The sequence below is a fragment of the Chryseobacterium viscerum genome, assembly GCF_025949665.1.
GTDB classification, from domain to species: domain Bacteria; phylum Bacteroidota; class Bacteroidia; order Flavobacteriales; family Weeksellaceae; genus Chryseobacterium; species Chryseobacterium viscerum_A.
Map to the genome: position 1 here is coordinate 171,437 of NZ_JAPDFT010000001.1, position 23,600 is coordinate 195,036.

Genomic DNA, 23,600 nt, shown 5'->3' on the forward strand with positions numbered 1-23,600 from the left:
TAACACTATGAAAACCTTTTCAAAAGAACTCAGTTTCAAAACTTCCCGCAGCAGTGGGGCAGGAGGGCAGAATGTCAACAAGGTAGAGACTGCTGTTACCGTACTTTGGAAAGTAGATTCGTCTGAATTTTTCAATGATGATGAAAAAATATTGATTCAGAATAAACTGAAAAACAGAATCAATGCGGAAGGCTTTTTATTCCTTACCGTTTCCGAAAGCAGAACTCAGCTGATGAATAAAAATAAAGCCATTGAAAAAATAATTGAAATTGTAAATAAAGCCCTTATCATTCCCAAGAAAAGAACTGCAACAAAGCCTTCAAGAGCTCAGAAACAAAAAAGACTTGATGGCAAGAAAAAACTTTCCGATAAAAAAGAAAACAGACGCTTCAAATTTTAGTTTGTTTCTCCCGAAGAAAATTTTACTTTTGCCGGAAACTTTATAACCATGATAAAAAAACTAATTCTATTAGGAACTATTTCGAGTTCTTTACTTTCTTTTGCACAGGAAAAAATAACCATCATACCAGCTGTAGGATATGCATGGAGAGTAGCCAAAACAGCACCAGGTCTTTCTTTATCAGAAAAAAAATATGTTGAAGGATTGAAAAATGGAGTTCATTTTGAAATTGCAGCTTATTATAATGTGAAAAATATAGGAATCGGTGCTAAGTTTTCCAATTATAATGCTTCCAGCAGTGGTGTATTGAGCGGATACAATATGAACGGGCAGCCTGTTACAGTTTATATAAGTACTAAGGATAATATTACATTCTTTGGACCTTCCGTTATGTTCTCTAATTACACGAAACCTACAAACCACAAAATTGTTGCTGATGTATCTCTTGGAGTTATTAGCTACACTACAAAAACAGAAGCAGTAAAAGGTACAGGATCCAACTTTGGTATGGAACTGGGGGCAGCATATCAATATACAGTTTCAAAAAACTTTATGATAGGTCCTAAGTTGGGAATTACCGCAGGAACTTTGAACAAAATCAAAGTTAATGGACAAACAACTGACCTTGGTGAGGACCAGAAAGAGGGTCTGACAAGAGTTTCTTTGAGCGCAGCCGCTACATTTCGTTTTTAAATGCTATCTTTGTAAAGATTACATATAATCTCATAATAATGGCAGCAACAATCTCTTTATCGGCAGAACGCAGACAGTCAGGATTGTTGCTGTCATTACTTTATTTACACACAGATTCTTTTCTGAAAAGTTCGAAAGACTTTATCAATTAAGCCCTGTCAGGATCCAAGACAGGGAATTATTCCGGATTTTATTTATTGCTTTTTGCGGTTTTCTATAGAGGAAGGCTGTTGTATGCCTGGATTCTACATTGGATCACCAGGAATAACTGCATTTTAATTTTAAAAAAAATGAACAAAATGTCTAATCATATTATTGTAACCACCGGAATTTATGATGCTATAAAAGATACACTCAGAAGGAAAAAAGTGAGCATCGGAGAAGAAAAAAGACTTACGGAAGAACTTAGAAATGCGAAACAGGTATTGAGAAGAGATCTGCCTGCTGATATCGTAACAGTTGAAAGAAAAGTAACATTAAAGGACCATACCTTAGATTTTGAGCATGAATATATTTTTGTGCCGTCTACCAAAGCAAAACTTAAAAAGAATAAACATTCCATACTATCAGATATTGCCCTTGCAGTAGTAGGATATAAAGTTGGTGATATTATCAGCTGGCCCTTCAGGGATGGAGAAAGAAAAATTGAAATTCTGAAAGTAGAAGCCTGGGAGGGATAATCTTTTGTTGAATAATATTAAGTTGAATTACAATGAAAGCGTGGCTTATTTGAGCTGCGCTTTTATATTAGCTTGATTTTTTTGGAAACGCAAAGACACAAGCTTTTTATATACTTTAAGGCGCAAGGATTTTATCTGTGATAAAATTTTATATTGTATAATTTCTTTTATCTCATGCTGATTTTGCAAATTACACAGATAGTATAAAAATCTGCGTAATCTGTGTGATCTGCGCGAAAATTTAATCTAAAATTAAACATTTTCCCTTGCTGAAAATTTAATATTGAACGAAGTCGAGATGTTCTTGCATCTTAAAAATATAAGTAATGCATGAAAAACTTTTGCACCTTTGCGTTTCCCAACAAAACAGTTTTGGTATTATTTAACAAATGATAAAAAAAGTCCCCTCCGTTACACTTTCTTTAAGTGCTTTGGCTGCATTCCGTTTTTAAGTTTTATCTTTGCAAAAATTAAAAAAATGAGCAAACCGATAACTGAATTCATAGAAAAGTATTACCTGCACTTCAACGCAGCTGCATTGGTGGATGCTTCTAAAGGATATGTTGCACATCTTAAAGATGGCGGAAAAATGATGATTACTTTGGCAGGAGCAATGTCTACTGCTGAATTAGGGAAGATTCTTGCTGAAATGATCCGTCAGGGGAAAGTAGATTTTATCTCTTGTACAGGGGCTAACCTTGAAGAAGATTTAATGAACCTTGTAGCACACTCTCACTATGAAAGAGTTCCTCATTACAGAGATTTGACTGCTCAGGATGAGTGGGATCTTTTAGAAAGAGGTCTGAACAGAGTTACAGATACTTGTATCCCTGAAGAAGAAGCTTTCAGAAGATTACAAAAACATATCGTAGAGATCTGGAAAGATGCAGAAGCTAAAGGAGAAAGATATTTCCCTCACGAATTCATGTACAAAATGATCCTTTCAGGAGTTTTGGAGCAGTACTACGAAATTCCTAGAGAAAACTCTTGGATGATTGCTGCTGCAGAAGCAAACCTACCAATCGTAGTTCCGGGATGGGAAGATTCTACAATGGGTAACATCTTCGCTTCTTACTGTATCAAAGGAGAGCTTAAGGCTACTACAATGAAATCAGGAATTGAATATATGACTTACCTTGCTGACTGGTATACTAAAAATTCAGCAGGAAAAGGAGTTGGGTTCTTCCAGATTGGTGGTGGTATCGCAGGAGATTTCCCTATCTGTGTAGTGCCAATGCTGTATCAGGATATGGAAATGCATGACATTCCTTTCTGGTCTTATTTCTGCCAGATTTCTGATTCTACAACATCTTATGGATCTTATTCAGGAGCAGTTCCAAATGAAAAAATCACTTGGGGTAAACTTGATATCACTACACCGAAATTTATCGTTGAAAGTGATGCAACGATCTGTGCACCATTGATGTTCTCTTATATCTTAGAAAACGCATAAGAATAAAATTCTCATCAGAGATTACAATACAGCGCTTCAATTCATTTGAAGCGCTATTTTTATTTTATGATTGAAAAATAGATTTATTTTGAAAACTAAAAACAATTTGAACCATTAAGATTATTTAAGTTGTAATCATTTTTCTTAATGGTTTAAAGTGATATACATTATTCCCACAGATCCCACGATTACACAGATTTTTATATTATTTGTATGGCTTGCAAAATCAGCATGAGATAAAAGAAATTATACAATATAAAATTTTATCGAAGATAAAATCCTTGCGCCTTACAACACATAGTATTCAAAGAACTTGCGCCTTTGCGTTCTCCAAAAAATATACGTTTGTGAAAATCTGTGCGATCTGCGGGAAAATAAAAATCAATCCAAAGAATTCACCAACACAAAGTATCGATATGCCAGAATTCCCTTTTCTACCTTAGTCAGATGATTAGGATCCTTCTTACTCAGCTTCGGAAGAACTTTTTTATTAACCGCGTTCAACAGCCTGAAAAATGATTTTTTCATATCTTTATCTTTTAATGAAACATCATTGAGCGTAAGAGAGTTCAAAAATGATGCAAAAAAGAAAGCCAGCTAAAATAACAATTTGATATGGACGAAATTTTCAAACAACAGGTATACGAAGTAGCAAGACTTATTCCCAAAGGAAGAGTTTCTACGTATGGTGCTATAGCAAAAGCCGTTGGCTATCCAAACTATTCAAGACATGTAGGAAAAGCCATGGGAGGTTGCCCGAAAGATGTTCCGGCTCACCGTGTCATTTCAAGTTCAGGAGTTTTATCCGTTCCGGAATTTCAGCCTAAGCTGGAGGCAGAAGGAATTACTGTGGAAAATCTTAGAATAAAAAATTTCAAAAAACTGTTCTGGAACCCGTTGGATGAATTGTAAATATCAAAGAATTTTTAACGCAAAGGTTTTATCTGTATACTGTATATTTTTAAGGGAGCAAAGGAGGAATCAATGGAATTGATTCTCTTTAAGCGAACGTATTACTATCACAAAGCTTCATCAGCGACAGTGTCGCAGCTCTTTGCCTTCTGAAATAAAACACTCAAATCATTAGTTCTTTGCGTTAAAAAGCATTAGCTTGCATCAATACAAAAAAAATGTCACTCTATAACTTAATATGAGTGACATCAATATTTTTTACAGTTTTCAAACCGTATTATTTTCTTCCTCTTGGGAGACCTTTCAGTTCTTCTTTTAGCCTTTCGTTCTCCTCTTTTAATAAGGCAATGTAGTTTTGTAGGTTTTCAATAATAGCTCCAGGGATATTATCATAGTTATTTAGACTAGTAATTACTCCAGCAGAAGAAGATCTATCATTAAATACAGGATGGTTATTATTAATTACTACTGTAGCTTCCTCCTCTTCATAAATGTCCTCAACCGGTACATCCAAAAAACGGGCAAGTTTGTCCCATTCATCTTTTACAATCCTTACATCACCGCTTTCTTTTCTGCTGTAATTAGATACATCTGTTGCGATAAAATCAGCTACCTGCTGTTGAGTATAGCCTTTTTGCTTTCTGATGACGCGTAATTTTTCTTTTTGCATGACCGACATTTTATACAAAAATGGCAAAAAAGCATAAGCTGTACAATAGAAAATGAATAAAATGTAGAGTAAAGTAATGAAGATTAAGAGAAAAGAAGGTACAGGTTTATAATATTCAGATTATTTAAATTGGCTGTTAATGATTTTTAGATTTTTAAGAAAACGCAAAGAGTTTCATTTATTAAATTTTCTCGCAGATCACACAGATTACGCAGATTTTTATTAGTATCTGTATAATCTGCAAAATCAGAGTGAGATAAAAAATAAAATATACAGTACACAATTTTATTGCAGATAAAATCCTTGCGCCTTAAAGCATGAGCCTTGTGGGAAAAACTTGCGTCTTTGCGTTTTCCTAACGTACTCAAATAAAAAAAGACTGCTTCAAAATTGAAACAGTCTCTTGTGTATTATTTTTCAAGTTGCTTGTAGCTTCTCTGTATAAAATCTGTCAGGTCTTTTCCTTTCAGTAAATTTTGTGAAAGTTTGGCAAGATCCAGAGCGTATTTGATTAAATTTTCCTTCTCTTCAGCGTTCTCAGTTTTTAGAATCTGATTGGAAAGCTCACTGTTCGAGTTCACCACAAGATTGTATATTTCCGGGAAACCTCCCATTCCGAACATACCACCACCACCGCCTGTAGCTTGCATTTCCTTCATTCTTCTCATGAATTCAGGTTGAGTAATGGTAAACGGAGAATCATTGCTGTCAAGATCTTCAAGCTGAACTGTAAATTTAGAATCCTGAATAGCTTCTTCTACATTCTTTTTCAAAGATTCTTTTTCCGTTTCATTCAATTTTGAAATTACCGGCTCATCTTTTTTGATCAGGTTGTTCACGTGATCTGCATCTACTCTTGCAAAAGAAATATTTTCTTTTGAAGTTTCCAGCTTCTGGATAACATGTGGAGTGATAGGAGAGTCTAATAACAGAACTTCATATCCTTTATCCTTTGCAGACTGGATGTAGCTGTGCTGTTCATCAGCGTTGGTAGCATATAATACAACCAGTTTGTTGTCTTTATCCGTTTGTATAGGTTTGATTTTTTCAACCAATTCATCCCAAAGGAAATACTTTCCGTCTGTTGTAGGGTACAGTGTGAATTTGTCTGCTTTTTCAGCAAATTTTTCTTCTGTAACAATTCCGTACTCGATTACGATCTTAATGTCGTTCCATTTTTTCTCGTAGTCTTCACGGTTTTCGTTGATCAGGGAAGCCATTTTATCAGCTACCTTTTTGGTGATGTAAGATGAAATTTTCTTTACAGCACCATCAGCCTGAAGGTAAGAACGGGAAACATTCAATGGAATATCCGGTGAATCTATAACACCTCTCAGAAGCATCAGGAAGTCCGGAACGATCCCTTTTACTTCATCTGTTACGAATACCTGGTTTTGGTACAACTGAATTTTATCCTTGTCGATATTTAAATTATTGCTCAGTTTCGGGAAGAACAGAATTCCTGTAAGATTGAAAGGATAATCAACATTCAGGTGAATATTGAATAAAGGTTCTTCAAACTGCATAGGATACAGCTCGTGGTAGAACTTCATATAATCTTCGTTGGTCAGTTCGCTTGGAGCAATCGTCCATGCTGGTACCGGATTGTTGATGATATTGTCTACTTCTTCTGTTTCTGCTACGGCATCTTCAGGAGCGTCTTCCGGTAATGGAAGTGTATGTGTTTTTGTTCCGAATTTGATCGGAACAGGCATAAACTTGTTATACTTCAATAATAGTTCACGGATTTTTCCTTCTTCTAAAAATTCCACAGAATCTTCAGCAATATGAAGGATGATTTCCGTTCCTCTGTCAGTTTTGTTAGTAGTTTCTTCAAGGGTAAATTCCGGGCTTCCATCACAGATCCAACGTACTGCCGGTTCGTCTTTATAAGACTTTGTAAGAATTTCTACTTTTTCAGCTACCATGAACGCAGAGTAGAATCCAAGACCGAAATGCCCGATAATCCCAGAATCTTTTGCAGAATCTTTATATTTTTCCAAAAACTCTTCTGCTCCTGAGAAAGCAACCTGATTGATATATTTTTCAACCTCTTCACCAGTCATACCAATACCTTGGTCTATAATGCGTAAAGTTTTTTGGTCTTTATCAATTTTAACTTCAAGTTTAGGGTTTCCGTATTCCACTTTTGCCTCACCAATGCTTGTCAGATGTTTTAATTTTAAAGTGGCATCAGTAGCATTAGAGATTAATTCTCTTAAGAATATTTCGTGGTCACTGTAAAGAAATTTTTTAATAAGCGGGAAAATATTTTCCACAGATACATTAATATTTCCTTTAGTCATCATATTTTATATTTTAATTGTTCTACATACTTCTCAAAAAAAATACCATGCAGCAGAAAGTGACAGAATGGCATTTTTTCAACGTGAAACAGTTTTATCCTACGAATTTGTCAAAGAAATATCTTACTTTTAAGTATTAAAAATTTTTTAAAGATGAAGTTGAAATGTACAGTTTTTATTCTGCTCATAATGACCTGTTGGGTCTATGGACAGAAAAAACCTTTAGACCATTCTGTCTATGACAGTTGGCAAAATATCGGCATGAGAAAAATATCAAATGACGGAAAATGGATTGCTTACTCCGTAGATGCTCAGGAAGGAAATCCTAACCTTTCTTTATATTCCGTAAAAAATAAAACGACAAAGAAGTTTGCAAGAGGAACAAAAGTAGATTTTACAAATGATTCCAGATTTGCTGTTTTTCAAATCCGTCCGCAGTATAAAGATATAAAAGCGGTAAAAGATAAAAAACTTAAAAAAAATAAATTAACAAAAGACAGTCTTGCAATTGTTGATTTTTTAAATGATAAAACAGAAAGAATTCCTAATGTAAAATCATTTAAAATCCCTGAAAAAGCAGGCTCTTATGTAGCCTATCTTCTGGAAAACACAAAAGATAAATCTTCGGATGATGCTTCTGATAAAGAAGATGGAGAGGATAATAAAGATGAAGATAAAAATGTAAAACCTTTGCAGTTAGTTGTGCGAAATCTTTTGGACGGGAAAAGTACAACGTATGATAATGTAGTCCGCTATGAGTTCAGTAAAAATGGAAAGCAGCTCGCTTTTGTGACGAAGAAACCTGAAGAAAAACCTAAAAAGGATAAAAAAGATTCTGCTGATGAAAAATCTGAGGACAAAAAAGATAATGACAAATCAAAGCCAAAGAAATATACATTTCAAACCGTACAGGTTGTAGATCTGCAAAAAGCAGTTGTAACTAAAATTTCAGAGATGGAAGGCGATTTTTCACAATTGTCTTTTGATGAAGAAGGAAATCAGCTGGCATATGTAGGAACTTCTTCTGCACAAAATGACCTGGTGAAATTGTATCAGTTGTATTACTTTAATTTTAAAGGAAATAAAAAGGAAATAATTGCCAATGAAAATGCACAGATGAAGAAGAATTGGGTAATTTCTGAAAACCGTTTACCCTTATTCAGCAAAAACGGAAAGCAGTTGTATTTTGGTGTTGCTCCGAAACCTATCGCAAAAGATACTGCAATGATTGCGAATGATCATGCGGTAGTAGATATCTGGAATTATAAAGATGATTATCTGCAAACAGTACAGCTAAAGGAATTGAAAAACGATCTGAAGAAATCCTATGCTGCAGTAATACAGACGGAAAAACCAGATTTCTTCAGAAATATTGATGGCGAAGATTTGGATACTTTAAGACTGGTAAATGAAGGAAATGCTGAATTTGCGCTGGGTATTACAAGTTTGAACAACCGTATTTCTTCGCAATGGGAGGGTGCAACTAAGAAAACATATTTCCTGATTGATAATAAAACAGGTGAGAGGACAGAGATTATTCAGAATCTGAATGGCTCAGTTGCTGTTTCTCCGCTTGGAAAATTCGTAGTGATTTTTGACAGAGAAAAAGGGAAGTGGCTCAGTTATAATGTGAAAACAAAACAAACACTTCCATTGAGCAGCGGACTGCCCGTTTCTTTTGTGGATGAAGAGTTTGATATGCCGGATTTTCCAAATTCTTATGGCATCGCTTCCTGGACGAATAATGATGAATCTGTGATTATTAAAGATCGTTTCGACCTTTGGGAGTTTTTTCTGAATGGCTCAAAAAAGCCGAGAAATATCACCAATGGATTTGGTCGTAAAAATAAAATAACGTTTGACACCTACGACTTAGATAAAGATATTAAAAGCTTAAACCGAAAATCTTCCATTTATTTATCAGCATTTGATAATACATCCAAAGCAAACGGAATTTTTAAAACTTCTATTCAGTCGAATTCTGATCCGGTAAAAATTCAGTTGGAAAATGTATGGGGATATAGAAGTCTTCAAAAAGCAAAAAATGCTGAAGAATATATTGTAGTAAAAGAATCATATACTGATTCTCCCAATATTTTCGCAACATCAGATTTCTCAGAACAGCAAAAGCTGAGTGATACCAATCCGCAGCAAAAGAACTATAATTGGGGTACAGACGAATTGGTAAACTGGACAACACCAAAAGGAAATACATCTACAGGAGTTTTATACAAGCCGGAAAATTTCGATCCAAATAAAAAATATCCAATGATTGTTTATTTCTATGAAAAACTTTCGGATAATCTTAACCGTTATGTAGCACCGGCTCCAACACCTTCAAGATTGAATATTTCTTATTTTGTGAGCAACGGATATCTGGTTTTTACTCCTGATATTTCGTATACAGACGGTTTTCCTGGAGAATCTGCTATGGAATACATTAATTCAGGAGTTGAAAATCTAAAGCAAAATTCCTGGGTAGACGGTACTAAAATTGGAATTCAGGGACAAAGCTGGGGTGGTTATCAGGTAGCGTATCTTATTGCTCATACCAATATGTATGCAGCTGCATGGAGTGGTGCTCCTGTTGTAAACATGACTTCCGCATATGGAGGAATCCGATGGACTTCAGGGATGAACAGACAGTTTCAGTATGAAAAATCACAAAGCAGATTAGGTAAGAATCTATGGGAAGCACCGGATCTTTATATTAAAAATTCACCGCTTTTTACCATTGATAAAGTACAAACTCCGGTAGTTATTATGAGTAATGATAAAGATGGAGCTGTGCCATGGTATCAGGGAATTGAGATGTTTACCGCATTACGTCGTCTCGGAAAACCGGTATGGCTTCTGAATTATAATGGTGATGATCACAATCTCGTTAAACGGCAGAACAGAAAAGATATTCAAATACGCGAACAGCAGTTTTTTGATTATTATCTCAAAGGTGCTAAAGCTCCGGTCTGGATGACAAAAGGTATTCCAGCCACCCAAAAAGGAAAAGATTGGGGATTTGAGCTGACAGATGACAAACCAAATTAATATCAACTCGGCGGAGCCTTTGGCTCCGCCGAGTTTTTTAATTTTTCTGAGGAAAATATATTACAAAAGATAAACTGACACAATGGCATTTTTTTATGATGGGCCTGTTGAGCACTTTTATTATATTTACGGCCAATTATAAATAACAGTATGGGAATCTTTGATTTTTTTAAGAAGAAAAATAATAATCAGGAAAATGTAAGTACTTTGGTTCAGGAAATGGAAATGCCAGAGGAAAAAGTAGTAGAGGAAGTGGTAGAAGAAGTTGTGGAAACGATACCGGAAATCCCTTCACAACAGATAGACGAGCCAAAAGTAAATGAAGAATATGAAAAAATCAGGATTTATAATGATTATGTTGTGTATTCTATAGCGCTTCAGCTAAGAGGGGAATATACGCCTATTTCAGCCTTTGAAAAAGAAAATGGTGAGGTAGAGGGCTTTGCTTATATGGTAACTGAAGATGCCTATGCACTTTCTCCACAACAGGCGATTGGACAAATGGAAGAGAAGTTTGAGAATGAGCTTCAGGCAGGAAAAATTAAATCTTATATGATCCTGTATCATTCTCAGTTTGATCATAACGGAAATCACACTCCGGCAATTCAGGAAGGGGAGTTCAAAGGGATTTCTCTTGCGTATCATTTTGCAGGTCAGGATAAGGTGAAAACAGGTCTGCCTTATGTTTTCGAAAACCAGAATGTCACTTATAAAGGGTTTGCAGAATTTTCTCATGAAGAAAATAATGAGATCATGAATCATCAGTTGGTGGATGGTAAAGATTATTTCCCGAATATAGAAGGAATTGCTGCTCCTGAAACGACTAATGAAGCTGGAATTATTATAAGAAAATCAAATGTTCATAATCTTGTGAATACCTGGAGCGGGGTTTTTGGTCATGAAAATTTCCAGACTAAAGATTACGGTCAATATCTTACTGCTGTTTTAATGCAGTCCACGGTTGCAGATCCGGCTGGTGAGGATAAAAGCAAAACAGAATTTGAAGATGTAAGATTTAAAACCATTGTTACAGATGAACTTAGCACCATAATTCCGGAGGTGAAAACTAATTATGTTTTAGATTTTGAAACAAGGTCAATCAGAGAGTGGGAAAATGCGCTGAACCTGCAGGCAATTGTAGCCGGTCCTGCCAGAAATACTTTTGGCGTTTGGTTCTTTGCAACGGATTATGCGGAAAACAGAAATACATACATCACACAGCCTCACCTGAAGATACATATCAGCGGAATTGTTCTCATCCTTGATGTTCACACAAACACTGATTTACCTGATGGGACTAAAATGAGTGAAGATTTCACAACGTATGCACCAAGCCAGGATCTTCCGAACTATGCATGTTTCGATTTTATTGCTCAGGTTGTAGACTTTAAGGAGACAGAATTACTTGATGACAGAAGCGTTAAAGGATATATTCTGAAACTGAAGCTGATCACGAATGAAGAAAATGAAGATTTCTTTACCATTGATGCTTTTGTGAATAAAGAAAATATGCGATTTGAAACTCCAGCAAAAGGAATGAAAGTTACCGGAGCACTTCAGCTGCAAGGTAAAATTGCCGAATAATTTTAAAAATATAAAAGCTAAAAGAGGTTGTTCCGCGGAATGACCTCTTTTTTATTTTTTGATTGTAAATGAAACCTGAAAAATTATTTAAACGCAAAGTAATAAGAGATTCGGAAGTTGATTTTTAGGTGGCAAAGAGTTGCCACTTTGTCGCTGATGAAGCTTTGTGGTTATGTAGTCGCTTAAAAAGGATCAATGAAATTGATTTTGTCTTTGCTCCTTTTAAAATAACACAACCAAAAAAAACTTTGCGTTAAAAAAAGCATGTACACTTCAAAACAAAAAAGGCAATCCTAAGACTGCCTTTTCTATATTTTTCTGAAAAATTATTTGTTTTTCATTTCCTCTTTGATCTTGTTTTCCAATTCTTCGGAAAGATCAGGATTATCTTTTAAAACATCTTTTACAGCATCACGTCCCTGACCAAGTTTAGTCTCTTCGTAGCTGAACCAAGATCCGCTTTTCTTCACAATTCCCATATCTACGGCAGTATCAAGAATTTCACCAACTTTAGAAACTCCTTCTCCATACATGATATCGAATTCTGCTTGCTTGAAAGGAGGTGCTACTTTGTTTTTCACAATTTTCACTTTCACACGGCTACCGATAGCTTCGTCACCTTGCTTGATAGGTGCACTTGCTTTTCTGATATCAATTCTTACAGAAGCATAGAACTTAAGAGCATTACCTCCGGTAGTTGTTTCAGGGTTTCCGAACATTACACCGATCTTTTCTCTCAACTGGTTGATGAAGATTACTGTACATTTTGTTCTTGAAATAGTAGCAGTCAATTTTCTTAATGCCTGAGACATTAATCTTGCGTGAAGTCCCATTTTGGAATCTCCCATTTCCCCTTCGATCTCTGCTTTTGGTGTAAGAGCCGCTACGGAGTCAATTACAACGATATCAATAGCTCCGGAACGGATAAGGTTATCAGCAATTTCTAAAGCCTGCTCACCATTGTCCGGCTGAGAAATGATCAGGTTTTCAAGATCAATTCCTAATTTCGCAGCATAAGTTCTGTCGAAAGCGTGCTCTGCATCAATGAATGCAGCAATACCACCTGCTTTTTGAGCCTCAGCAATAGCATGAAGGGTCAAAGTTGTTTTACCTGAAGATTCAGGACCATATATTTCAATGATTCTTCCTTTTGGATATCCACCTATACCTAAAGCAATATCTAATCCTAAAGAACCGGAAGGAATTACTTCTATTGTATTGTCTATAGATTGATCACCTAAAGTCATTACAGTTCCTTTTCCGTATGTTTTATCTAATTTGTCAAGCACTAAAGCAAGTGCTTTTTTCTTATCATCAATGTTACTCATCGCTATTAAAATAATTTCTCAAAAATACATAATTTAAACATCAAAAACTAATATTATTTGTTCGTGAAAACTGTTTTTAGAGTTAAAAAATGATAAATTTTTGCTGCTGATTCTATTCATTATGAAGCGGATGCAGAATGTGTATTAGTGCATTAAAAAAAATAATAACGATTGATGAGAAAGGATGCTGGAAGCTGGAAGAAGGGAGTTTTTGAAGGCTGTAAACTGCATTGAACTTAGTTTATTACTTTTAAAATGAGATTTATCGTCTAATAGAAACTTCCAGCCTCGATCTTCCTAACTTATCCTAATGAAAATTTGAATTCTTAGTAATAGTAAGATAATCTTCCAGTACTTTCATCTGATCTTTGTTTCCTCTTTGTATTCTGGCATCCCGACTGACAAGTTTATCATATACTTTGTTGAAAAGTATCTTTGATTTTGGAAACAAATTCTTGTAAGGAACTTCCGGAATTTGTAATCTTTTACAAATTTCATCATCCAACAGAAACCAGGTGCAGCAGACGTGCAGATATTTTAAATTTTTCCTTTGGAATTCAAATTTTAATATAGGATTTTCCAGTGACTCGTTCAGTAGAGAGTGGGCAAGGAGTACAGAATCTTTATCAGAAGGAGGCTGAACGGAAGTCCATAAGTAAAAATATTCAGTAGCTTGTTTTTTGTTATCAGGAAGAAGCTGTTCCGGAATACCTAAAAGATAACCTACGTATTTCCACAAATGAAATATTCCTTGTTCTTCCTCAATGGAAAAACTATTTCCCAATTTTTGAAGACTGTGAAGAAAGACAAGACTAAAACCGATGTATGTTGCCATCATATCCCATGAATTGATAGGCTCACCCCAGTTTTCGGTATCCCAGCCTTGATAATGTTTTTTTATGGAAAGTCTCGCATAAGAATGGATCAGGCGGGTTTTTATAGCAAATTCATACCCTTTTGCATGAATTTTCAGCGCGTTGTATCGGGTAGCATTCACCCAAAAATCCAATGTTTCAGAAAGTCGTTTTACAGCACCCTTTTTTAATGCCTCTGTTACAATAAGAGGTTTGTTAAGGTAAGCATAATCATAACCGCCGATCAGGCAATAATCTCTCAGGGAGATCAAAGAATCAAGGTTGCTTCTCATACAGAGTTCGGCACCGCTTTTGAGTAAATTATAATCCAGCCATTCGGGAACTTTCTGGGTTTGACTGAACATTTTTTTTACACTTTCAGGAACTGAATCTGTTTCCGAAACTCCATTTCTGATGTACTGCTCAATTTCCCTGGATGCCTCATGAAATTTTTTAGTAAAATAAACATCTCTTACAACCTCATCACCCGTCTCATCCACATGATGAAAAAAAGGAGCGAATTTTTCAAATTTTTCAAAACTCACTTCCGCTCCGGAAAATTCAATAAGTAGTTTTCCGTTTCCACTTTCCCAGAAATCTCTGAAATGAGGAGCGTCTTTAAATCGTGGTTGTATCATGTTCATTCCTTTACCTATAAAAGTACAAGATTTTTGCTGAAGTTTTTTGGTGAGATTTGTCAGGCTCAGGATGGAAATTCTATAGATATCCCCATTCAAAAGTTTTTTTGATCAGTTCAGAGCTGTTTCTGCAATCGGATTTCCTTAAAATGTTTTTCCTGTGGGTACGTACGGTTTCCTCTGAAATATTCAGCAGATCTGATATTTCTCCTGTGGAATAGCCTTTTGCGATACAGTTGATAATCTCGACCTCTCTTTTGGTGAAGATTACAGGGGTAGATTCATGAGGTTTGCTATGTTCCATCCATTGCATCTGATGAAAATCATCCCGGCCGTTAGTTCCGCAGACTAGCACTACATAGGAATTTTGATGAGTGATATGTTCAATATTTGTATGGATGTTAACAGCCTGCAAAAGTCTGCCGTTTTCATCTTTATACGTGTGTAAAGCCTGATGATGGAATAATTCATAATTCCCTTTTGAAGTTCTCATCCTGAAACAATAGCTGGTTTTCAGTTCCTGCTGATAATCAAAGCCGTCAATTTCTTTTATTTTTTCTATTGACATTCTTTCGGCTTCCATGACAAACTCAATGTCATCGGGGTGGATGAGGTCTATAATTTCTTTCAGGTGTACGGGATATTTACTGAGGCCATGTATTTTCAGAATGTCTTCATGGTGATTACAGATGGTACTGTCTGCGAAATTAATGACATAATAATAGAACTTTCCCGGTGCGAAGATTTCTCCTATAAGATGTTCAATGGCGGGAGCGGGTAGTATTCTGTTGTCATTCTGTAAAATTTCAGGATAGTCATTCCAGATTTTGGTGAGGGGATGCGGTTTTTTTGCATGAGTCAGATGTTTTTTCTCCATTGGTTAATGTTTTCTTAAAAATAATAAAATTATGTTAAAAAAATCACCCTTTTGTGGTATTTCGTGTGGTAGGTAAGTATTGTAGCTTTAAATAAAACTAATGACCATGGAAACTTAATTTCCGGAACATTCCTTTTAAGGTGATAACTCAACCACTGACAATTCAAAAAACTTTAATCTGAAAAATAAATAACCATGAAAACAAAAATTTTATTGCTATTTCTACTCGGATGGGTGGGGATGGTTTGTGGACAAGACCAAAAATCCTTTAAAGAAAGAAATAAGGTTTCATTAGACTGCTTTGTCTGGGTTGCCTCAAAGGAGAAGGTAGATTCTATAGTAAACAAAAATATTAAATATGATGGTCGTAATCAGATTATTTCTTACGAAAAAGATACTTTGAAAAAAAAGCCTGTTGAAGTGTTATTCATGACAGTAGATAAATCCAAAACAGATATTGATTTTGGAAGTACTATTACTGCAAATCTAAAAGTTGTTGATAATAAAATAATGATCTATCCGTGGTATTTTACCTATAGTAGAACTACAAATGATTTTTTTGATAAAAATAATGTCTATATAAAAATGAAAGATCGGGTGAATTATAGTTTTCCTCATAGATCAGTACAGGTAGGAGTCATAACGCTGCCTATTAAATGGTATGTTGATAGTAAAATTGGAAATGTTGAGACAAGTTTAAATGCAATGATAAATGTAGGATATAAATTTGGAAAATCAAAGTTTGTAAAATTTCCAAATGAAGAGAAGGCTAGGGAGTATAAAACCGGATTTTCTATTAATGGATTAGCAGGGCTTTCCAAGATTGAGCTTGATGAAAAAAATACTTCATTATCTAAAAATGGCAAGGCTGAAGGAAATGTAGCAGCAATTTCATTAGGAGGTGCATTAGGATATCATTATAATGATTTCACATTGATGCTAGCTGTAGGATTTGATCTTCCAACAAGTAATAGGAAGAATTGGAATTTTAATGGTATTCCATGGCTTGGTTTAGGATTTGGATATAATTTTTTTAAATTCAATTAAGACAAAAAACCTTCCCATCGGGAAGGTTTTATATTACTTATTGCTCATTACTTATTATAAAGAAGCAGCGTGTACAAGCATATCTACTAACTTGTTAGAGTAACCCATTTCGTTGTCATACCAAGAAACAAGTTTCACGAAGTTTGGAGAAAGCATGATACCAGCATCTTTGTCGAAGATAGAAGTTCTCTTATCTCCTACGAAATCCTGAGATACTACTGCATCTTCAGTATATCCAAGGATACCTTTCAATTCACCTTCAGAAGCAGCTTTGATTACTGAACAGATTTCTTCATAAGAAGCAGCTTTATCAATTCTTACTGTTAAATCTACTACAGAAACGTCAACAGTTGGTACTCTGAAAGACATACCTGTAAGTTTTCCGTTCAAAGAAGGGATTACTTTTCCTACCGCTTTAGCAGCACCTGTAGAAGAAGGGATGATGTTGTTCAGAGCAGCTCTACCACCTCTCCAGTCTTTTACTGAAGGACCGTCAACAGTTTTCTGAGTAGCTGTTGTAGCGTGTACAGTTGTCATTAAACCTTCTACAATTCCGAAGTTATCGTGGATCACTTTAGCTAAAGGAGCTAAACAGTTTGTAGTACAAGAAGCGTTTGATAAAATTTTGATATCATCAGTAAGTTCCTTGTGGTTTACCCCCATTACGAACATTGGAGTATCATCTTTAGAAGGAGCAGAAAGGATTACTTTCTTTGCACCAGCGTTGATGTGAGCCTGAGCAGTATCTTTAGATAAGAAAAGACCTGTAGATTCTACGATATAGTCAGCACCAATTTCATTCCACTTTAGGTTGTTAGGATCTCTTTCAGCAGTTACTCTTATTCTTTTCCCGTTTACTACAAGATCGTTTCCTTCTACAGAAACTTCACCTGGGAAAATACCGTGTACAGAGTCATATTTTAACATGTAAGCCATGTATTCTGCATTAATAAGGTCATTGATTCCTACAACTTCAATGTTGTCTCTTTCAGTCATTGCTCTGAAAACAAGACGTCCAATTCTACCAAAACCGTTGATACCTACTTTAATTGTTGACATAATAGTTTGTTTTTATTAGATTTATAAAAATAATTAGATTGCTAAAATTTTTGAAATCAGTAAAAGATCTTCATTGATTTCGTTATGTTTTTTAATGGCTTCTTCAATCGGCGTATACGTCAGATCATTGGAACGCATTCCGGCCATTACATTGGTTTGTCCTTCCATTAATCCTGTTACAGCACCGTAACCCAGTCTGCTTGCCAAAACTCTGTCTGCACAGCTTGGAGAACCTCCTCTCTGCATGTGTCCCAAAATGGCTACACGAATGTCATAATCAGGGAATGTCTGCTTTGTTTTTTCGGCAAGTTCATACACATTGGCTAGTTTTTCACCTTCTGCAACCACCACAATGCTTGATGCCTTTCCTGTTTTTTCAGCATCTCTGAATTTCGCGAAAAGTTCATCAATACTGTCTTTTTTCTCAGGAATTAAAATATCCAGAGCTCCTGTTGCCAATCCACTGTTTAAAGCAATAAAACCTGCATCACGCCCCATTACCTCCACAAAGAAAACTCTGTTGTGAGAAGTTGCCGTGTCACGGATTTTATCAATGGCATCCATTGCAGTATTCAATGCAGTATCATACCCGATGGTGTTATCAGTTCCGAAAATATCGTTGTCGATTGTTCCCGGGATACCGATTACTCTGATTCCGAATTCTTCATTAAAGATTTTTGCACCGGTAAAAGTTCCGTCACCTCCAATACATACCAATCCGTCTATTCCAAGTTTTACACAGTTGTCGTAAGCCTTCTGACGGCCTTCTTTTGTTCTGAATTCAGCGGATCTGGCAGACTTTAGAATGGTTCCACCCTGATTGATTATATTTTTTACGGAACGGGCTCCCATTTTCAGGAAATCATTGTTGATAAGACCGTTGTAGCCTTCTCTCACCCCGTAGCATTCGATATTATAGTAATTGGCGGTTCTTACTACCGCTCTTAACGCTGCATTCATACCCGGAGAGTCACCTCCTGAAGTAAGAACTGCAATTTTTTTTACAACACTCTCTTTCATCAAGAAAAAAATTTCGAACACAAATTTACAAAAACAAGTTCAGATTATCGTAGTAACTTTTCAATAGTTTTGAATATAAATTATTAAAAGCTTCTGAAGTTTGTAGGTTTAAAAAAATATCGTGCAGTTTTAGTTTCCTGAGCATCGGTATCCAGGTCATACCATGGTGTAAAATAAGGGTTAAACGGATTGGAGAGTACATGAATAGATTGTGCCGGTGTAAATCCTTCACTCAATAAAAACAATCTTTTCCCTTCCTTATTGCGGCAGACACCGGAAATAAAAACAATGTGTCCCGGACTTCCCGGTGTAATCAGAATATCTCCGGTTTTAAGATCGGAATTTTTTGTTACCGGTTTTGTTTCTTTATTTAATGAAATAGTTCCCGCATAATTAAAAATCAGATCCAGATAATTTCTGAAACTCTGATAAGAATCATCAAAAGCAGCAGTCTTTCTAAAGCTTACCGAATTTCCATTGACAAATGCTCTCGTTCCGTTTTTGTAGTCATTCCAGCTGAGAAGATTACCACTGGTAAAATGAAATTTGATCTCGTCAAATTTTTTTGTCTTATAAAGATATTCAGCCCTCATGCGGATTGCTGCATCAGCACATTGCTGCAGGTCTTTATTTCCGGTGTCAATATCAAAAATGGCTTCATGAAGATGTTGGGCGGAAATAGGAGTGGCATCGTATTTCAGAATCTGGCTGCCATAAGGTTTCAGCTTAAAATTTTCAATAAAATACCCGAAAGAGTCCGGATTTTCTTCACTCCATTCATAGCCTTCCGGAGGAGAAAATCTTTCACGGATCGTATTTTTATTCTTATGGATTTTTAGAGCGTTTTCTGTAATTAAATGTTCATTTTTATCCGGCTCAGGCAGTAAGCAGTCTGATAATTTTTCTTTTGTACAGTTTGTGAGAATTAAAAATGCTGCGATTCCGGTGATAATCTTTTTCATGTGTTTTTAGTGAACACAAATATCATTTTTTTTCACAGATCTGCCAATATATAATCTGAAAATCTGTTAGTTTAATGACTCTTCGTTCTCCGGAATCAATAATTTCCCCCAATCATTCAATTGCCAGAGGATTTCTACCAATTTTTCACCAAGTTCTGTCAATGTATACTCAACTCTTGGAGGAATTTCATTAAAAGACTGTTTGGTTAAAATGCCATCTTCAACCATTTCAGCCAGCTGCTGATTGAGAACTCTTCGGTCTACTTTAGCGATACCGCGCAAAAACTCACTGGGACGTTTCTTCCCTTCATTGATCTGCCAGACGATAGGAATTTTCCACTTTCCACTAATGGTATTGACAGCAACTTCCAACGGACAAATTTTATTTTCTTCAGCTTTTCCCTTTGTTTCCATAAAATTGACTTTTTTATCCCTATGAGTGAAAAATATGCGGTATTGTTTTTGTCCGCTTACTTTCAGACTTTTGTAAAGATAATCATTAAAATAGTATGGCAGAAAAACGAAAAGGAGCCCGCTCCATCAAAGATATTCCACCGGATATTTTGGAACAGCTGAACAGAGGAGAAATTGAAACCGCCAATCTTACAGAATGGCTGGCGGTAGATCAAAGGCTGCTGCTGGAAAACTTACTATTGCAGAATAATCGTAAAGATTACCTGAAGCCGATTTTAGAAAACGTAGACCAGCTGAAAAAGCAAACGGTTAATACCATTAATGAAACAATTGGAATGGGGATGCTTAATCTGGTAGCTAAAAATAATGATGATGAATTTCTTCTGAAACTGTCGGTTCATCCGGCAGATCTGGTACGTTGCTGGGCAGCTTATACCATTGGGAGAAATAATAAACTGAAACTTAAAGAAAAATTAAACAAAATTCAGTCATTCGCTTCTGATTCTCATTTTGGAGTAAGGGAAATCTGTTGGATGACCGTGCGTCCGGATATCTCCAAAAATCTTAAAGAAAGCTTATCTTTTTTATCAGAATGGACGATGCATGACGATGAGAACGTGAGACGTTTTGCCAGCGAATCTACAAGACCAAGAGGAGTCTGGTGTGAACATATTGATGCTTTAAAACAAAATCCTGGACTTGGACTGGAAATTTTAAAACCTTTACGGTCAGATTCCGCCAGATATGTGCAGGACAGTGTCGGCAATTGGCTGAATGATGCCAGTAAATCACAACCCGAGTTTGTAGTGGAAGTCTGCGATGAATGGCTTCGGGAAAGTCCGACAAAAGAAACACAGTATATCGTTAAAAAAGCTTTACGAACCCTTAAAAAGTAGGAGTTATCCACAAAACAAAAATGTTGATGTAATTTTTTACTGCATATACTGCAGATTTTCATGTTTTTAAATGATTCTTTCAAACCCATTATTCTCATTGGGTAGGTAACTTTCTACTCAATTTTCTTGTAAAAGTGACATTGAAAAAATTTTTATGTTAACAGTATGTTAACTGAAAAAAGTTATCCACAATATGAGTTTCTGATGAATGTGGATTATAAATATCATAAAATGAGTGGACTAAGTAATGCTCTTGGAAAACGGATTTGAAATTCTATATTTTTTTGTCAAAATAAAAAGTTATCCACAATATGGAATTATTGATTCAATTCTGAACTTATGTACCCAAGAATATCTGGATAGTTTTATTGATAAAAATCTGCGTTATCGGCTCAACCAGTGATAAACATTTTTTAAATTTTGCAGGTCTGTTTACCATTTTTCAGTCAGATATTTCCAGTATCTTTTCGGGACATGCTGAATATGAAGTTTCATGTTTTTCCGTTCAACAATATTGGTTTTTGTGAAATAGCGCTGCCAGAGCACCTGATAGCTTTTTTCATCATCATGAAATTTCTGCTGATAATTCCCGAAATCAATCTTTTCATCAGGATAGAAAAACTCACAAGTATCCAGATCATAGAGAAGTCCGTAGTTTCTCCGCAAATCATAGATCATCCATTTCTGATCCTGATACCGGTCATGAAAATGTTTTCTGATTAAAGGCAAAACATTGAAGTCAGGATCTATTTTGGCGAAAAAAACACCATCCAGCATTTTTTCAAAGCGGACAAAAGCCGTCATTCTGTGTCTTTCCCTGTCCACTGATTTGCAGATTTTTGAAATTTTTAAAACATCAGAATCAGCAAAGTTTTCAAGAATATTCTTTTCCGGATGCTTTATAGATTGTTTTACCACAGATAAAATGAGGTTTTCCAGATCCGGATCTTCTGATAAAAACACTTTTAAAAGGTGATAAACGCCTTGTTTTCCGATATTCTGTTCCAGCTTATTCAGAACCCTTTCAGATTTGTCTGGTTGGGTAATCACTTCATGAATTTCAGCAAAAATATTTTCCTGATGAAACCTTTCTCTGCTTACAATTTCCACATCTTTATAACGATATTCAAAAACTTCAAATATTGCGGTGAAAAGACCATCAAAACTTCCATCGTAGAGTAGGGTTGTCATTTATTTATTTATTTATTTATTTATTTATTTAAAAATTTAGTTGGTTTGTCATTCTGAGCGAAATAAAATGAAGAATCTATTTTATAGGAGAGATTCTTCCTTCGTCAGAATGACAATAGTGTTGCGTAATAAATTTGTGAACATTTGTGAAAATATTCGTGTGACTTGTGTTTAAAATCAAAATAAAGTAAGTTGTTGCGAAAACTGATTATGAAATTTGGATGAGCTTCCACCTATCAGCAGTTTTCTGAAGTTTTTATCCGTTAAATATTTCAGATAGACATTTCCGGCACTAAAATCAATAAAGTATTTTGCACGGTTGACAGCCGCTCCAAGCTTTTTCAAATGATCCATTGTTAAAATCTGAAAACGCCTTGCACTTACAATCTTTTGTGCTGTTTTCACTCCAATTCCCGGAATTCTTAAAATCAACTGATATTCCGCGGTCTGAAGATTAACAGGAAATTGGTGAAGATTTCGTAACGCCCAGCTTAATTTCGGATCCACTTCCAGATCAAGGAAAGGAACATTCGGGTCTAAAATTTCTTCTGCTTTAAAACCATAAAATCTCATCAGCCAATCCGACTGATACAATCGGTTTTCACGAAGCATGGGAACTTCCGTCGTTAAAGAAGGCAGCCTCTGATCTTCCAAAACCGGAACATAACCGGAATAATACACCCTTTTCAGATTAAAATTTTTGTAAAAATGATCAGCAACTTTGATGATCTGTAAGTCATTTTCATTGGTTGCACCCACAATCATCTGGGTAGACTGCCCTGCCGGAGCAAATTTGGGAACTTTCTTCAGAATTTTCTTTTCATCCTGGTACTGAATGATCCCTTTTTGAATATAGCGCATAGGACTGATCATGTCCTGTCTGTTTTTTTCAGGAGCCAGTAATTTTAATCCGCTTTCTGTAGGAATTTCAATATTTACTGATAACCGGTCTGCATACAAAGCCGCTTCCTGCATCAGATCATCACTTGCTCCCGGAATAGATTTAAGATGAATATACCCATTAAAGTTCTCTTCCATACGAAGTTTTTTGGCAATTCTTACAAGCCGCTCCATCGTTGTATCTGCATTTTTGAAGATTCCTGAACTCAGAAATAATCCTTCAATATAGTTTCTGCGGTAAAAATTAATAGTAAGATCTACAACTTCTTCTACTGTAAAAGCAGCTCTTTTTATATCATTAGAACTTCTGGAAACACAATAAGCACAATCGTAGATGCAATGATTGGTCAATAGAATTTTAAGAAGAGAAACACATCTTCCGTCTTCAGTATAAGTATGGCAAATCCCACTTGCGGAACTGTCTCCTAAAGCTCCCTTTTTATTTTTTCTAGAGCCTCCGCTCGATGAACAGGAAACATCATATTTCGCTGCATCAGCAAGGATTTCGAGCTTTTCTTTAAGGCGGTCAAAATTCATATTTTTAAAGATATGATACGTTTTGTATCTTAATTTTACTTAATTTTTGTTCAAATTTAGTTCCAAAATTGATAAATGTCAATCTTTTTTCATAGAAGTTATCAACAAAAAAGAGTCTCAAAATCATTATATTT

The 23,600-nt window shown here is 35.5% G+C and carries 21 protein-coding genes; 9 read left to right on the forward strand and 12 right to left on the reverse strand.

Annotated features, from left to right (window positions below):
• Positions 1-7 precede the first annotated feature (7 nt).
• The 4 genes from arfB (at position 8) to OL225_RS00845 (ending at position 3,226) form a co-directional block, all read left to right on the forward strand.
• On the forward strand, positions 8-400 hold the full coding sequence (arfB, locus tag OL225_RS00830; protein WP_255812609.1) for an alternative ribosome rescue aminoacyl-tRNA hydrolase ArfB: 393 nt from the start codon (positions 8-10) through the stop codon (positions 398-400).
• A 48-nt stretch (positions 401-448) separates the two neighbouring features.
• A complete protein-coding gene (locus tag OL225_RS00835; RefSeq protein WP_264516974.1) occupies positions 449-1,093 on the forward strand; it encodes a hypothetical protein in 645 nt (214 codons plus the stop codon).
• Positions 1,094-1,392: 299 nt separating this feature from the next.
• A complete protein-coding gene (locus OL225_RS00840; RefSeq protein WP_047379596.1) occupies positions 1,393-1,773 on the forward strand; it encodes a GreA/GreB family elongation factor in 381 nt (126 codons plus the stop codon).
• 478 nt (positions 1,774-2,251) lie between these two features.
• Positions 2,252-3,226, forward strand: a complete 975-nt coding sequence (locus OL225_RS00845) for a deoxyhypusine synthase family protein (RefSeq protein ID WP_045500886.1) — start codon at positions 2,252-2,254, stop codon at positions 3,224-3,226.
• Positions 3,227-3,607: 381 nt separating this feature from the next.
• On the opposite strand, the gene OL225_RS00850 is transcribed toward OL225_RS00845, so the two are convergent.
• The gene (locus tag OL225_RS00850; RefSeq protein ID WP_185097866.1) at positions 3,608-3,754 is read right to left on the reverse strand and encodes a hypothetical protein; all 147 of its coding nucleotides are present in this window, start codon (positions 3,752-3,754) and stop codon (positions 3,608-3,610) included.
• Between the two features lie 87 nt (positions 3,755-3,841).
• Here OL225_RS00850 and OL225_RS00855 point away from each other — a divergent pair, with 87 nt between their 5' ends.
• Positions 3,842-4,138: an MGMT family protein gene (locus OL225_RS00855; RefSeq protein ID WP_264516975.1), complete on the forward strand. Its 297-nt coding sequence runs from the start codon at positions 3,842-3,844 to the stop codon at positions 4,136-4,138.
• A 277-nt stretch (positions 4,139-4,415) separates the two neighbouring features.
• Here OL225_RS00855 and OL225_RS00860 read toward each other — a convergent pair whose 3' ends face one another.
• Together OL225_RS00860 and htpG are read right to left on the reverse strand one after the other, a co-directional pair.
• A complete protein-coding gene (locus OL225_RS00860) occupies positions 4,416-4,808 on the reverse strand; it encodes a helix-turn-helix transcriptional regulator (RefSeq protein ID WP_047379086.1) in 393 nt (130 codons plus the stop codon).
• A gap of 410 nt (positions 4,809-5,218) precedes the next feature.
• Positions 5,219-7,114, reverse strand: a complete 1,896-nt coding sequence (gene htpG, locus OL225_RS00865; protein ID WP_264518677.1) for a molecular chaperone HtpG — start codon at positions 7,112-7,114, stop codon at positions 5,219-5,221.
• 153 nt (positions 7,115-7,267) lie between these two features.
• Here htpG and OL225_RS00870 point away from each other — a divergent pair, with 153 nt between their 5' ends.
• Together OL225_RS00870 and OL225_RS00875 are read left to right on the forward strand one after the other, a co-directional pair.
• The gene (locus tag OL225_RS00870) at positions 7,268-10,159 is read left to right on the forward strand and encodes an alpha/beta hydrolase family protein (protein WP_413541843.1); all 2,892 of its coding nucleotides are present in this window, start codon (positions 7,268-7,270) and stop codon (positions 10,157-10,159) included.
• A 150-nt stretch (positions 10,160-10,309) separates the two neighbouring features.
• On the forward strand, positions 10,310-11,743 hold the full coding sequence (locus OL225_RS00875) for a hypothetical protein (protein ID WP_264516977.1): 1,434 nt from the start codon (positions 10,310-10,312) through the stop codon (positions 11,741-11,743).
• Positions 11,744-12,069: 326 nt separating this feature from the next.
• On the opposite strand, the gene recA is transcribed toward OL225_RS00875, so the two are convergent.
• From recA to OL225_RS00890, 3 genes are all read right to left on the reverse strand, one after another.
• The gene (gene recA / locus OL225_RS00880) at positions 12,070-13,071 is read right to left on the reverse strand and encodes a recombinase RecA (protein WP_047379082.1); all 1,002 of its coding nucleotides are present in this window, start codon (positions 13,069-13,071) and stop codon (positions 12,070-12,072) included.
• 307 nt (positions 13,072-13,378) lie between these two features.
• Positions 13,379-14,563, reverse strand: a complete 1,185-nt coding sequence (locus OL225_RS00885) for an oxygenase MpaB family protein (RefSeq protein ID WP_264516978.1) — start codon at positions 14,561-14,563, stop codon at positions 13,379-13,381.
• Between the two features lie 79 nt (positions 14,564-14,642).
• On the reverse strand, positions 14,643-15,440 hold the full coding sequence (locus OL225_RS00890) for a response regulator transcription factor (protein WP_264516979.1): 798 nt from the start codon (positions 15,438-15,440) through the stop codon (positions 14,643-14,645).
• A 195-nt stretch (positions 15,441-15,635) separates the two neighbouring features.
• Here OL225_RS00890 and OL225_RS00895 point away from each other — a divergent pair, with 195 nt between their 5' ends.
• Entirely contained in the window at positions 15,636-16,487 is an 852-nt protein-coding gene (locus tag OL225_RS00895; RefSeq protein WP_047379078.1) for a hypothetical protein, read from the forward strand.
• Positions 16,488-16,541: 54 nt separating this feature from the next.
• On the opposite strand, the gene gap is transcribed toward OL225_RS00895, so the two are convergent.
• The 4 genes from gap to OL225_RS00915 form a co-directional block, all read right to left on the reverse strand.
• A complete protein-coding gene (gap, locus tag OL225_RS00900; protein ID WP_047379077.1) occupies positions 16,542-17,546 on the reverse strand; it encodes a type I glyceraldehyde-3-phosphate dehydrogenase in 1,005 nt (334 codons plus the stop codon).
• A gap of 33 nt (positions 17,547-17,579) precedes the next feature.
• Entirely contained in the window at positions 17,580-18,566 is a 987-nt protein-coding gene (gene pfkA, locus OL225_RS00905) for a 6-phosphofructokinase (protein WP_047379076.1), read from the reverse strand.
• Between the two features lie 83 nt (positions 18,567-18,649).
• On the reverse strand, positions 18,650-19,528 hold the full coding sequence (locus OL225_RS00910) for a DUF4846 domain-containing protein (protein ID WP_264516980.1): 879 nt from the start codon (positions 19,526-19,528) through the stop codon (positions 18,650-18,652).
• A gap of 66 nt (positions 19,529-19,594) precedes the next feature.
• Positions 19,595-19,942 carry a winged helix-turn-helix transcriptional regulator gene (locus OL225_RS00915; protein WP_047379074.1) on the reverse strand — a complete coding sequence of 116 codons (348 nt, stop codon included), beginning with the start codon at positions 19,940-19,942 and terminating at the stop codon, positions 19,595-19,597.
• Positions 19,943-20,037: 95 nt separating this feature from the next.
• Here OL225_RS00915 and OL225_RS00920 point away from each other — a divergent pair, with 95 nt between their 5' ends.
• Positions 20,038-20,838 carry a DNA alkylation repair protein gene (locus tag OL225_RS00920; RefSeq protein WP_264516981.1) on the forward strand — a complete coding sequence of 267 codons (801 nt, stop codon included), beginning with the start codon at positions 20,038-20,040 and terminating at the stop codon, positions 20,836-20,838.
• A 432-nt stretch (positions 20,839-21,270) separates the two neighbouring features.
• Here the strand turns inward: OL225_RS00920 and OL225_RS00925 are convergent, their stop codons facing one another.
• Together OL225_RS00925 and OL225_RS00930 are read right to left on the reverse strand one after the other, a co-directional pair.
• Entirely contained in the window at positions 21,271-22,029 is a 759-nt protein-coding gene (locus OL225_RS00925) for a TIGR03915 family putative DNA repair protein (protein ID WP_047379072.1), read from the reverse strand.
• A gap of 177 nt (positions 22,030-22,206) precedes the next feature.
• A complete protein-coding gene (locus tag OL225_RS00930) occupies positions 22,207-23,466 on the reverse strand; it encodes a putative DNA modification/repair radical SAM protein (protein WP_264516982.1) in 1,260 nt (419 codons plus the stop codon).
• Between the last annotated feature and the right edge of the window lie 134 nt (positions 23,467-23,600).

Excerpts from the sequence above, each read along its gene's own strand:
- gap (WP_047379077.1), bottom strand. The coding sequence starts at position 17,546 with ATGTCAACAATTAAAGTAGGTATCAACGGTTTTGGTAGAATTGGACGT.
- OL225_RS00835 (WP_264516974.1), top strand. The coding sequence starts at position 449 with ATGATAAAAAAACTAATTCTATTAGGAACTATTTCGAGTTCTTTACTT.
- OL225_RS00840 (WP_047379596.1), top strand. The coding sequence starts at position 1,393 with ATGTCTAATCATATTATTGTAACCACCGGAATTTATGATGCTATAAAA.
- arfB (WP_255812609.1), top strand. The coding sequence starts at position 8 with ATGAAAACCTTTTCAAAAGAACTCAGTTTCAAAACTTCCCGCAGCAGT.
- OL225_RS00925 (WP_047379072.1), bottom strand. The coding sequence starts at position 22,029 with ATGACAACCCTACTCTACGATGGAAGTTTTGATGGTCTTTTCACCGCA.
- OL225_RS00930 (WP_264516982.1), bottom strand. The coding sequence starts at position 23,466 with ATGAATTTTGACCGCCTTAAAGAAAAGCTCGAAATCCTTGCTGATGCA.
- OL225_RS00895 (WP_047379078.1), top strand. The coding sequence starts at position 15,636 with ATGAAAACAAAAATTTTATTGCTATTTCTACTCGGATGGGTGGGGATG.
- OL225_RS00845 (WP_045500886.1), top strand. The coding sequence starts at position 2,252 with ATGAGCAAACCGATAACTGAATTCATAGAAAAGTATTACCTGCACTTC.
- OL225_RS00910 (WP_264516980.1), bottom strand. The coding sequence starts at position 19,528 with ATGAAAAAGATTATCACCGGAATCGCAGCATTTTTAATTCTCACAAAC.
- htpG (WP_264518677.1), bottom strand. The coding sequence starts at position 7,114 with ATGACTAAAGGAAATATTAATGTATCTGTGGAAAATATTTTCCCGCTT.
- OL225_RS00875 (WP_264516977.1), top strand. The coding sequence starts at position 10,310 with ATGGGAATCTTTGATTTTTTTAAGAAGAAAAATAATAATCAGGAAAAT.
- OL225_RS00915 (WP_047379074.1), bottom strand. The coding sequence starts at position 19,942 with ATGGAAACAAAGGGAAAAGCTGAAGAAAATAAAATTTGTCCGTTGGAA.
- OL225_RS00885 (WP_264516978.1), bottom strand. The coding sequence starts at position 14,563 with ATGATACAACCACGATTTAAAGACGCTCCTCATTTCAGAGATTTCTGG.
- OL225_RS00920 (WP_264516981.1), top strand. The coding sequence starts at position 20,038 with ATGGCAGAAAAACGAAAAGGAGCCCGCTCCATCAAAGATATTCCACCG.
- OL225_RS00855 (WP_264516975.1), top strand. The coding sequence starts at position 3,842 with ATGGACGAAATTTTCAAACAACAGGTATACGAAGTAGCAAGACTTATT.
- pfkA (WP_047379076.1), bottom strand. The coding sequence starts at position 18,566 with ATGAAAGAGAGTGTTGTAAAAAAAATTGCAGTTCTTACTTCAGGAGGT.
- OL225_RS00890 (WP_264516979.1), bottom strand. The coding sequence starts at position 15,440 with ATGGAGAAAAAACATCTGACTCATGCAAAAAAACCGCATCCCCTCACC.
- OL225_RS00860 (WP_047379086.1), bottom strand. The coding sequence starts at position 4,808 with ATGCAAAAAGAAAAATTACGCGTCATCAGAAAGCAAAAAGGCTATACT.
- OL225_RS00850 (WP_185097866.1), bottom strand. The coding sequence starts at position 3,754 with ATGAAAAAATCATTTTTCAGGCTGTTGAACGCGGTTAATAAAAAAGTT.
- recA (WP_047379082.1), bottom strand. The coding sequence starts at position 13,071 with ATGAGTAACATTGATGATAAGAAAAAAGCACTTGCTTTAGTGCTTGAC.
- OL225_RS00870 (WP_413541843.1), top strand. The coding sequence starts at position 7,268 with ATGAAGTTGAAATGTACAGTTTTTATTCTGCTCATAATGACCTGTTGG.